We start from the raw sequence: 10,681 nt of genomic DNA, 5'->3' as shown, positions 1-10,681 counted from the left end.
CCGGCTCCTGCCCTGGAGGGCCTAGCTCGCGCCGCTGATCGCGTGCAGCAGGTCCTCAAGGGTCAGGGTGCGCAGGTCGTCGCGGGTCGGGCGGCTGCCGAGCCCGCGCAGGCGGGTGGACTGGGACTTGCGCATCCGCTCCAGCAGCTTGCGCGCCTCGCGGGCGTTGCCGAAGTTGGCGTCGCGGTCGATCTGGCCGAACCACTCCAGCAGCGCGATCTCCACGTCGGCGCCGAGCACGTAGTCGGCGCTCTTGGCGACGAACTGGCTGATCTTGACCAGCTGCTCGGGGCTGTAGTTCTCGAAGGTCAGCGTCTTGGCGAAACGCGAGGCCAGACCGGGGTTGGTGTCGAGGAAGTCCACCATCTCCTTGGTGTAGCCGGCGACGATCACCGCGACCTCGTCGCGGTGGTCCTCCATCAGCTTCACCAGGGTGTCGATGGCCTCCTGGCCGAAGTCGGCGCCGCTGCCGCTGGAGCGGGCCAGGGTGTAGGCCTCGTCGATGAACATCACGCCGCCGCGGGCCTCGTCGAAGGCCGAAGCCGCCTTCTCCGCCGTGTGACCGATGTACTGGCCGACGAGGTCCCTGCGCGAGACCTCCTTGAAGTTGCCGTTGGGCAGGATGCCCAGCGCCTTCAGCAGGCCGCCGTAGATGCGCGCGACAGTGGTCTTACCGGTACCGGGGGCGCCCGCGAAGACGAGGTGGTTGCTGACCGCGTCGACCGAGAGGCCTTCGCTGCGCCGCCACTCGTTGACCTGGATCTCGTCGATCAGCGCCCGGACCTCGTCCTTGACGCCATCCAGTCCGACCATGTTGTCCAGGTCGGCCAGCAGCTTGTCGACCTGCGCCAGGTCCTGCTGGTTGCTGCGGGCGACGGTGGCGCCGACAGCGGCCTTGCCCGCGCGCGAGGCCCCTTCGCGGATCTCCGTGCGCGCCCCCTCGGCGATCTGGACACCGGGGTCGGCGGTGTTCTCCACCCGGCAGTCCTCGATCACGCCACCGCAGCCGCGGCCGACGGTGATGCCGACGCCCTGGGTGTCGTGCACCCAGCACTCGACGATGGAGGGCGAAGTCTGGTCGGCGACAGCGATCCCGGCGTCCCCGGTCTGCGAGATGTCGCAGCGCTCCACGCTGGAAGTGCCCGCCTGGTACATGTACACGCCGCGGAAACCGCAGCCCGCGATGGTCAGGTTGCGCAGCGCCACCTGGGCACCCAGCCGCAGGATCACCGCGTCGTCGGCGATGTCGCGGATCTCGCAGGTGTCCACCACGCCGTCGGCGTCCTCGACGATGATCCCGTACTGGCCGCCGAGGATCTTGGACGTGCGCAGGTCGAGCGAGCCGCCGTCGCCGACCATGATCACCGCGGCGAAGCTGGAGGAGGCTTCGACGTCGGTCAGCTTCAGCTTGCCGCCGCTGACCCGGATCGCGGGGTGGTCGACGCACTTGACCGCGAGGCCGTGCAGCTCCAGCGAACCGCCGGTCAGCGTCAGGGTCGGCTGGTCGCCGGAGGGCGGCAGCAGCGTGACGGTGCCGGGGTCGCGCGCCTTGAGCACGATGTTCCTGCGCTCCAGCACCAGTTCCTCGGCGTACTCGCCGGGTGCGATGGAGATCACGGTGTCGCCGTCGCTGTTGTCGATGGCGTCGCGGATGGTCGGGAGCGCGCCCCGCTGCCCGGGTGCGACGAGAAGTGTGCGAGTCATGGGTCCTTGGCGGTACTGGTGGGTGGGGGGCTCGTCGAGGAGGCACTAGCCTTCCGGACAAATTACCGCAGAAGGGTGGTCACGCGTGGAAACCGGATGGGGCCCGGCCAACGAGGTCGAGCGGGAGATCGCCGAGGCCTTGACGGCGGGTGACGGCAGGCGCTTCGCCAACGCGGTGATCGCCGCCCCGCTGTACCTGCCGGTACTGCCCGAGCACGGCAGCGAGCGCTGGCGCGAGCTGAGCGCGCAGCTGCCGCTCGACCAGCCGCACGTGCTGGTCTTCACCTCTCCCGACGCCATGAGCCGCCTGCTGGGCAGCTACACCAGGGGGCACATCGAGACCGACTACGCCTCGCTGACGCGGAGCTGGCCCGGCCCGCAGTTCCAGCTCGCGATCAACCCCGGTCTGCCGATCGGCTCGGTGATGCCGGTGGAGGCGTTGGACCAGCTGCGCACCGGCAAGGAGCAGCTGATCCCCGCCGAGGCCTTGAGCAGCCTGGTGGAGGAGCGGGTCAACAAGCAGATGCGCGATCTGTGCCTGGCCGGGCTCGGCCTGGGTGTTGGCGTGCTGCCCCGCCCCGCCCCGCCCGCCAACGAGCTGGAGGCCGCGCTGGCCAAGGCCTCCTCGGAGGCCGACGGCGAGGCGTTCCTGGCCGCGCTGTGGGAGGCCGACGTCGTCGTGCCGACCTCCGAGGCGGTCGAGGAGATCGAGCTCGACCCGGAGCAGGGTTTCCCCTGGCTGGACTTCGAGGACGCGATCCCGGTGTTCACCTCCCAGGAGCAGCTGGAGCGCACCTCCAGCTCCGTGGAGTTCTCGGCGGTCGTGCCGTTCCTGGCGCTGCTGGCGCTGTGGCCGGACTCCCACCACATGCTGTGCCTCAACCCGGGCGCGCCGACGGAGCTGTTCCTGTCCGGGGAGACGCTGCTGTCCATCCTGATCGAGATGGACCAGCTGCCGCCCGAGCTGGAGGAGCCCGACGCACCGCTGCCGCCACTGGGCCGCAGCAGCCACACCGGCCACGACAACCCCGTCGACGACCACATCACCCCGCCGCACGACCTGCTCTGAGCCGCGCTCGTCCCGGAAAGCGGTGACAGCGTTCTGCCTTGTTCTAGCCGCCGCTAGAACGGATCTGGCGCCTCCTGGGTGAGAACCCACGAGGAGGCTTCACATGACGATCCTGGTTGCCGGAGCGACGGGCACGGTCGGCGCCGAGGTGGTGCGCCAGCTCGCCGCGGCGGGGCACCCGGTGCGCGCGCTGTCGAGGACCCCGGAGCGGCACACGGCGCCCGCGGGGGTGGAGCTGGCGCGCGGTGATCTCGCGGTGCCGGAGTCGCTGGTGCCCGCGCTGGAGGGGGTGAGCGCGCTGCACCTGATCACCTTTGGCGGGGACGAGCCGCTGACGACCGGGCCGGAGCTGGTGGAGCTGGCGCGGCGGGCGGGGGTCCGGCGGGTCAGCGTGCTCAGCGGCTGGGAGGAGAGCTCGGTGGAGCGCGCGCTGCGGGCGAGCGAGCTCGGCTGGACCTGGTTGCGGCCGGTGGAGTTCATGGCGAACGCGTTGTGGTGGAAGGAGAACATCCTCTCCTCGGGCCGCATCGAGGTGTTCGGGGACTGGCCGACGGCGATGGTGCACGAGGCGGACATCGCGGCGGTCGCGGTGGCGGCGCTGACCGAGGACGGGCACGCGGGGAAGGACTACCTGATCACCGGGCCGGAGGCGTTGACGCCCGAGGACCGCGCGCGTGTCCTGGGCGAGGCGATCGGCGAGCGGCTCACCGTGCGGTTGCTGACCGAGGACGAGGAACGCGCGAAACTGCGCTCCTACGGCTACTCCGAGGAGGACGTGGAGTTCGGCATCGCGCTCGGCAAGAACCCGCCGGAGGTGGGCATGGTCCCGCAGCCGACGGTGCGCGAGGTCACCGGCCGACCCGGGCGCACGTTCGCCCAGTGGGCGGCCGAGCACGCTGGAGAATTCACAGCCGCCAGGTGATGCCGGGCGCGGGGTCGTAGCGGCAGGTGCTGCCCGTCGCCACGGCCTCGCGCAGGTGGGCGGCGAGCGCGGGGTGCCGGTCGTCGAGCCGTCGCAGCGCGTCGCGAACGCGGTTGCCGACCGCTTTCCTGGCGCGCTCGGCGGTGTCCCCGAGCCTGCGCGACCGGCCGCCGAGCCCCGCCGCCGCGCGGAGTTGTTCCAGCAGCGCACGCCTTTCGGCGTCCAAGCGAGCGGCGCTGCGCGCGTCCGGCGCCCGGTCAATCCGGGTTTCCAGTTCGTCAAGTCTTTGCCGGTAGCGCGCCTTGGCCTCGGCGTCCAGCAGGTCGTCGGCGCCGAGCGCCTTGGGGGCGTCGGGGTTCAGCAACCACGACGCGGAGATGTCCACCCCGGGGTTGGACAGCAGCTTGTGCAGGTCGCGAAGTCCTTTGCTGTCAGGGACTTGCACGCTGCGCCGGGCGAAGGTCAGCGTCCACACCTCGTCGGCGAGCCGGAACACGTTGTCCGAACGCGAGCGCGCCCGAGCTTCCTCCGCCCACGGGTGCGCGCCCAGCGCCTCGGCCTGGGCGATCACGGCGGCGAAACGGGATTCGTCGTCTTCGAGCATGCCCAACCAGAGGTCGACCGGCCCCGCGACGATCACGGTGGCGGCCACGGCCCACTGGCCGGAGCACGGCAGCAGGTCGGCTCGAACGCGCGCGCACAGCTCGGCATCGCCGGAGGCGACAGCGGCTTCCACCCTCAGCCACAACCACAGCGCGGAGATCCACCTCGGGAACTCCGCCTCGGGCAGCGCGACCGGCTCGCCGCGCCGCGCAGCGGTGATTCCCTTGAGCAGCAAAGAATAGCTCGCGCCTCGATCGCGAAGCTGCTCCGCGAGGGCGTCGGCCTCCTCGCTCCGACCCGCGCGCAGCTCGACCGCCCAGCGTTGCAGCAGCCGCACGTCGTCGCGGTCGAGATGCGGCTGACCACCGATTTCCCTTGCGCGGTCAGCACAGTCGCGAGCTTCGTCGAAGTCGCCGCTCAGCGTCGCGAGCATGGCCCGGTTCAACTGCGCGTCGTTGCGGAAGAACGGCAGCCCGGTGCGCTCCGCCTCGGTCACGTAACGGTGGTGCTCGGCGCGGTACCGGGGATCGGCGTTCTCCAGCAGTGCGCCGACGCGCCAGGACATCGCCTGCAACTCCAGCTCGTGATCGCCTGCGCGCCGAGCCAGCGGGATCAGCTCCTCGGTGATCGCGATCCGCTCACGGGCGGTGCCGATCCCCCACGTGGAGGCGATGCGCGCGTTGAGGCTGAAGCGCAACGCGTCGTCGTCGCCGCGCTCGCGGGCCAGCTCCGACGCACGTCGGCTGACCGCCCTGGCGATCTCGTCGTCAGTGCCGGTGGGCTCACCGAGGCCGAGCCTGACGTGCGCGTGGCGAAGTTCGGCGGGGCTGTGGTTGAGGTACAGCTCCAGCGCCGTGCGCGCGAGCAACCCGGGCTCGTCCAGCTCACGCGCGGTCGAGCTGGCGATGTCGAAGCTCCGCGCGGCGCCGCCCTCATCGCCTGCCCACCGCTGCGCGAGCCCGAGCGCCAGCGCGACGCGTGACCGTTCCTCCTTGCACTCCAAGGGAATTCGGTCAAGCGCACGTCGGTAGTGGCGGACCGCTTCCTCGCTGGCGAGCCTGCCGACCGCGTCCTCCGCCGCCGCTACGAAGTGCTCGATCCCTTCGTCGCCGGCGATGTGCGCGTGGTGGGCGCGCTCGGCGGGCAACAGGTGCTCGGCAAGGGCAGGGTTCTCGGCCAGCGCGCGCATGACGGCCGCGCTCGTCGCTTCAGGGTCTGTGCGCAGTTCTTCGCGGATCAGTTCGTGCGAGAAGGCGAACCACCCGTCGCCCAACGCTTCGACGAGGTTCCCGGCTTGACCCAGAAGCTGGTCAACTGGGCGCTTGGCCAGTGCGGCAAGGAGATCGCGGTGGAATCGCGGCCCCAGCCCGGCGGCTGACTCAAGCACGTCGACGACGTCCTGCGAGTGCCGGGAAAGCCTGGCGCGCACGCTCGGGGTGAGCGGGCTCCCGCCCTGCCACAGGTGCGCCGCCTGCTCGACGAAGAACGGGTTTCCGCCTGTGCAGCCGTGAATTCGCTCGACCAGCTCCGCGTCCGGCTCCGCTCCGGTGATCAGTTCGACCATCGCGCCGACTCCGCGCTGGTCGAGGCCGGTCAGCTCGACCGTTGTGGCTTGGCGCGCGAGGTCGACGCGGCACGTGCCGATGACCAGCAGGCGCTCATGCCGTGCGTGCTGCACGACGAAGTCCAGCAACCGCAACGAAGTCGTGTCCGCCCAGTGCAGATCTTCGAGCAGCACCACGAGCGGGCGCTCGCGCGCGGCGGAGACCAGCAGGCGCGTCACCTCGTCGTAGAACTCGAACCCGGGCTGGGCGAAGCGGTGCTGCGGCCGCAGCTCCCGGACAACTTGGAGCCACGGCCAGCAGCCCGGCGCTTCCTCGCCCCCCCAGCACGAACCGACGACCACCCCGGCTCCAGCGACGCGCGCCGAACCGACCACGGCGGACACCAGCGCGGTCTTGCCGATGCCCGCCTCGCCGATCACGAAGCACGCGCCGCCTCGCCCGGACAACGCCTTGCGCAACTCGGCCAGCAGCACAGCCAGCGGCCGGTCACGCCCGATCAGCTCCCCCACGCCCCCAGTATCCGCTAGCCCACGGCGAGCGGGGAGAGGTCGTCCCACGACGGCACGCGCGGGGCGTAGCGCAGGCGCATCCCGGCCTCTTCCGGCAACCGGTCGGCCTTGCGGGCGTTGCAGCTGCGCGAGGTCCCGCCGCAGGCCGCCACGGTGTTCAGCCACGAGGTGCGGGCACCGCCGCGGCTGATCGGCGTCACGTGGTCGACGGTGGTGGCCGTGCGACCGCAGTAGGCGCAGATGTGGTTGTCGCGCTTGAGAACTCCGCGACGGGTCCACTTCGGCGGTTGCGTGTAGCGCCACTTCATCACGACGTAGCGCAGCAACCGCACCGAGCGCGGGCGCGGGAACAGGCCGTAGCCCGCTCCGGTGTCCGACTCGTGGATCTCGGCGACCCGGCGCAGGAGCATGCGGATCGCATGCGGGACCGAGACCGTGTGCAGGGGCTCGTAGCTGGCGTTGAGAACGAGGACACGCATGGCGGAACACACTCCTTCCGAGGACGATTGCGTTGCTGGACAACGCGTTCATCTTCGGGAGAGGTGACGTCCGCGGCAACCGCATTTCGCGCGGGCCGCGCACCGGGCACACTGGTGGCCATGTTCGTCAAGATCTGCGGCCTGAAGACCGTCGCCGACGTCGAGTGCGCGGTCTCCTCGGGCGCCGACGCCGTGGGTTTCGTGCTGGCCGCGAGCCCCCGGCAGATCAGCGTGCCCTCGGTCGCGCGGCTCGTCCCGGCCTCGCCCGTGCTGACCGTGGGCGTGTTCCTCGGGCAGAGCACCGCCGAGATCCGCTCCGTGGTCGCCGACACCGGGCTCGGCGCCGTGCAGCTGCACGGATCTGGTTACACCGCGAGCGATTTCGCGGAGCTGTCCGATCTCGGTGTTCCGCTGATCCGCGCCGTCTCCTCGTCGTCCGCCGTCACCGTCGGCTCGTTCGGCGAGGACATGCTGATCCTGGACTCCCCGCGCGCCGGGTCCGGGGAGCAGTGGGACTTCTCCGCGCTGCGCGGGCAGACCGGCCGCTGGATGCTCGCGGGCGGCCTGGCCCCGCACAACGTCGCTTCCGCCGTCGCGGCCGTGCGACCGTGGGGCGTCGACGTCTCCAGCGGCGTCGAGATCACCCGCGGCTCCAAGGACCACGGCCTCATCCGCGACTTCATGAAGGCCGTCCGCGCCTGACCGCCCGCGCTCTCGCGAGGTTTGCTGTCGTTGAAGACCGCTGCGAGGGGGGTTGGGTGGTCTTGAAGACCGGCGAACCCGGCGACGTGCACCCCCTCGGCCTCCGCCCGCTCCGCGTCCGCACTCCGCCCACCACGAACGCCCCCTTTGGTGCGCTGAGCGCACTGAACGGGTCGTTTGGTGCGTTGAGCGCACTGAACGGGTCGTTTGGTGCGTGTGGGAGACCTGAACGGGTCGTTTGGTGCGTTGAAGTACCTGAAAGGGCCGTTCGGGGAGTTCAAGTAGCTGAATGAGTCATTGAGGGCGCTCAAGTACCTCAATGAGTCATTCAGCGCGTTGAAGTACCTGAATGAGTCATTCAGGGCTTGAGCACGGCGGCTGGGCGGGGGTGCGGCGGTCAGGAGAGTTCGGCGCGGGCCACGGCGCCGACGTCGGTTCCGGCGAAGGCGATGAGGGTGCCGTCGGGGGCCCAGATGCCGGAGCGCGCGGCGGTCTCGGCGAAGCCGCCGCCGGTCGGCCCGGCGAAGCTGGAGACGGCGACGTAGACGGAGTGCGTGGTCGCGATGCGGTGGGCTCGCTCGGCCACGACGTCGGGCTGGTCCTCGACGACGCCCGCCACGTACGCGTCGATGCCGAGCGCGACGGTGGCGGCGGTGTGCTCGGCGATCCCGGTGTCGCGGCAGATCGCGAGGCCGAGGCGCCAGCCGTCCACGGTGAACACCGTCGGCGAGCCGGGCTCGAAGAGCTCGTTCTCCTTGCCGTACAGGTTGTTCTTCTTGTAGACCACGCTCGCGCCGGACGCGTCGACGGCGAGCATCGCGATGTGCTTGCCGGGCACGGGCGCGCCGACCAGGGCGATGGAGCCGGTCTCGGAGCACGCCTCGACGATCGGCTCCAGGCGCGGGTCGTCGGCGGCGACCACGGAGGCGTCCAGCTCGTAGCCGGTCAGGGACAGCTCGGGGAAGACCACGACGCGCGCGTCGGCGGCGCGCACGGTCTCGGCGTGGATCTTGGCGTTCGCCGCCACTTCGTGGGACACGCACAGGGGTTGGGTCACCGCGATGACCAGGGGTTCACGCATGGCGCCAGCGTAATTCAGCTGCGGGCGTGATGCCGCACTGTTATGGTCCGGCCCTCATCCGCCTATCCGGGAGGTCCCATGCGCCGAGTGTCGACAGGCCCCAGCCTCTGTCGCTCGCTCGCACGTAAGGACCTCATTCCGCATGCGGATGCTCAACCTCGGCATCGTCGCCCACGTCGACGCAGGTAAGACCAGCCTCACCGAACGGCTCCTCTTCGAATCCGGCAGCATCCGCCGCCTGGGCTCCGTCGACGACGGCAGCACCACGACGGACGGCATGGAGCTGGAGCGGCGCAGGGGAATCACGATCCGCTCGGCCGTCGCCGCGTTCACCACGGCCGACTGCCGCGTGCACCTCATCGACACTCCGGGGCACACCGACTTCGTCGCGGAGGTCGAACGCGCGCTGGGCGTGCTGGACGGCGCGATCCTCGTGCTCTCAGCGGTGGAGGGCGTGCAGGCGCACACGCGGGTGCTCATGCGCACGCTGCGCGCGATGGGTGTGCCGACGATCCTGTTCGTGAACAAGATCGATCGCGTCGGCGCGCGGCACACCGAGCTGCTGGCGGACATCCGCCGCCTCCTCAGCGATTCGGTCGTGCCGCTCAACCGCCCCACGGACTTCGGCACCCGGAACGCGGACGTCGTCGACGTCGCGCCGGACGCGGAAGTGCTCGCGGAGCACAGTGAAGCAGTTCTTGAGTCCTATGTGGATGGTGAGATCGACACCACGCTCCTCGTGAAGGAACTGCGGTCGCTGTCACGGGCCGGACTCGTGTACCCGGCGTTCTTCGGCTCGGCCATCACCGGCGTGGGGATCACCGCTCTGCGCAAGGGAATCGCGGAGCTGCTGCCGTCGACCGAACCCGCTCCCGGCGGAGAGCTGGACGGCGTCGTGTTCGCGGTGGAGCACGGGCGGCAGCGCTTCGCCGTGGCACGACTGTTCTCCGGTTCGTTGGCGGCGCGCGACGAGGTGACCTTCGCGCGCCGCAACGAGTCCGGCGCGGTGGTCGTCGGCTCCGGCGTCACCACGGCGGTCCTGGACGCCTCCGGTGAGCGCACCACCGTGCCCGCCGGCGGCATCGCGCGCATCGGCGGCATCGCTCTGCGCGTCGGCGACCGACTCGGGTCCACCACGCTCTCCCCCACTCCGGCGCGGTTTCGCCCGCCGACACTGGAAACCGTTGTGACAGCGGAGAATCCGACCGCGTTGTTCACCGGCCTGAGCCAGCTCGCCGACCAGGACCCGCTGATCAACGTGCGGCGCGGGCAGAGCCCCGGCAGCCTCGTCGTCTCCCTCTACGGCGACGTGCAGCGCGAGGTGATCGCCTCCCGCCTGGCCGAGGAATTCGGTGTGGAAGCGGAGTTCTCCGCGCCGCGAGTGGTCTGCGTCGAGCGCGTGGGAGCCACCGGCCGTGCGTTGCAGAGCATGGGCGACACCAGCCCTGTGCTGCACTGGGCCACGATCGGGCTCCGCATCGAGCCCGGCGCGTCGAACTCCGGCGTGCTGTTCCGCTTGGAGGCCGAGCGCGGATCGCTTCCCGCCGCGTTCATGACGGCGATCGAGGAGACCGTGCACGCGACGCTGCGCGAAGGCATCTTCGGTTGGCAGGTGGTGGACTGCGTCGTCACGCTCACGCACACCGGTTACGCGAGCCCGATCAGCACGGCGGCGGACTTCCGTGGCCTCACGCCGATCGTCCTCGCGAAAGCGTTGGAGGAAGCCGGAACCGTGGTGTGCGAGCCTTTGGACGAGGTGGAACTCGAAGTACCGGAGAAGCTGCTGAGCGCGGTGCTCACCACACTTATCCGACACGACGGACTACCCGAGACTCCGTTGGTGCGCAACGGTTCCGCGACGGTCGAGGCCGTGATCCCCTCGGCGAGACTGCGCGAGTTCCACCGCGTGCTGCCGGGGCTGACCGGCGGCGCGGGCGTACTGACCTCGCGCTTCGGCGGGCATCGGCCCGTCACGGGTGAGCCGCCGACGCGCACCGTGCCCCTAACGCACTGAACGGGTCGTTCAGTGCGTTAGACGCGTCAAAGG

At 70.5% G+C, this 10,681-nt stretch carries 8 protein-coding genes; 4 read left to right on the top strand and 4 right to left on the bottom strand.

The genetic code is table 11. From position 1 onward, the window contains the following. Positions 1-21: 21 nt before the first annotated feature. Entirely contained in the window at positions 22-1,704 is a 1,683-nt protein-coding gene (locus tag ABD798_RS19845) for a right-handed parallel beta-helix repeat-containing protein (protein ID WP_344876932.1), read from the bottom strand. A gap of 85 nt (positions 1,705-1,789) precedes the next feature. Here ABD798_RS19845 and ABD798_RS19840 point away from each other — a divergent pair, with 85 nt between their 5' ends. Further along, entirely contained in the window at positions 1,790-2,773 is a 984-nt protein-coding gene (locus ABD798_RS19840; RefSeq protein WP_344876930.1) for an SseB family protein, read from the top strand. Between the two features lie 103 nt (positions 2,774-2,876). Then, positions 2,877-3,695 (top strand): NAD(P)H-binding protein, encoded by an 819-nt coding sequence (locus tag ABD798_RS19835; protein ID WP_344876928.1) that lies wholly within the window; start codon positions 2,877-2,879, stop codon positions 3,693-3,695. Here the strand turns inward: ABD798_RS19835 and ABD798_RS19830 are convergent. Together ABD798_RS19830 and ABD798_RS19825 are read right to left on the bottom strand one after the other, a co-directional pair. Beyond that, positions 3,679-6,372, bottom strand: coding sequence for an ATP-binding protein (locus ABD798_RS19830; RefSeq protein ID WP_344876926.1), 2,694 nt, complete (start codon positions 6,370-6,372; stop codon positions 3,679-3,681). The two genes, ABD798_RS19835 and ABD798_RS19830, sit on opposite strands and share 17 nt — an antisense overlap. Before the next feature lie 14 nt (positions 6,373-6,386). Further along, on the bottom strand, positions 6,387-6,851 hold the full coding sequence (locus tag ABD798_RS19825) for an HNH endonuclease (protein WP_344876924.1): 465 nt from the start codon (positions 6,849-6,851) through the stop codon (positions 6,387-6,389). A gap of 120 nt (positions 6,852-6,971) precedes the next feature. On the opposite strand from ABD798_RS19825, the gene ABD798_RS19820 reads away from it, so the two are divergent. Beyond that, positions 6,972-7,553: a phosphoribosylanthranilate isomerase gene (locus ABD798_RS19820; protein WP_344876922.1), complete on the top strand. Its 582-nt coding sequence runs from the start codon at positions 6,972-6,974 to the stop codon at positions 7,551-7,553. A 397-nt stretch (positions 7,554-7,950) separates the two neighbouring features. Here ABD798_RS19820 and ABD798_RS19815 read toward each other — a convergent pair whose 3' ends face one another. Further along, positions 7,951-8,634, bottom strand: a complete 684-nt coding sequence (locus ABD798_RS19815) for a carbon-nitrogen hydrolase family protein (protein WP_344876920.1) — start codon at positions 8,632-8,634, stop codon at positions 7,951-7,953. Positions 8,635-8,776: 142 nt separating this feature from the next. On the opposite strand from ABD798_RS19815, the gene ABD798_RS19810 reads away from it, so the two are divergent. Beyond that, positions 8,777-10,648 (top strand): GTP-binding protein, encoded by a 1,872-nt coding sequence (locus tag ABD798_RS19810; RefSeq protein ID WP_344876918.1) that lies wholly within the window; start codon positions 8,777-8,779, stop codon positions 10,646-10,648. The last annotated feature ends 33 nt before the right edge of the window (positions 10,649-10,681 follow it).

It is taken from the genome of Allokutzneria multivorans (assembly GCF_039537405.1).
GTDB classification, from domain to species: Bacteria; Actinomycetota; Actinomycetes; order Mycobacteriales; family Pseudonocardiaceae; genus Allokutzneria; species Allokutzneria multivorans.
Note: the sequence above shows the minus strand (reverse complement) of the source record. Positions and strands in the feature narration are given on the sequence as shown.

Bases quoted from the DNA above. Each gene is read 5' to 3' on its own strand.
- ABD798_RS19845 (WP_344876932.1), bottom strand. From the start codon at position 1,704: ATGACTCGCACACTTCTCGTCGCACCCGGGCAGCGGGGCGCGCTCCCG.
- ABD798_RS19835 (WP_344876928.1), top strand. From the start codon at position 2,877: ATGACGATCCTGGTTGCCGGAGCGACGGGCACGGTCGGCGCCGAGGTG.
- ABD798_RS19825 (WP_344876924.1), bottom strand. From the start codon at position 6,851: ATGCGTGTCCTCGTTCTCAACGCCAGCTACGAGCCCCTGCACACGGTC.
- ABD798_RS19820 (WP_344876922.1), top strand. From the start codon at position 6,972: ATGTTCGTCAAGATCTGCGGCCTGAAGACCGTCGCCGACGTCGAGTGC.
- ABD798_RS19815 (WP_344876920.1), bottom strand. From the start codon at position 8,634: ATGCGTGAACCCCTGGTCATCGCGGTGACCCAACCCCTGTGCGTGTCC.
- ABD798_RS19810 (WP_344876918.1), top strand. From the start codon at position 8,777: ATGCGGATGCTCAACCTCGGCATCGTCGCCCACGTCGACGCAGGTAAG.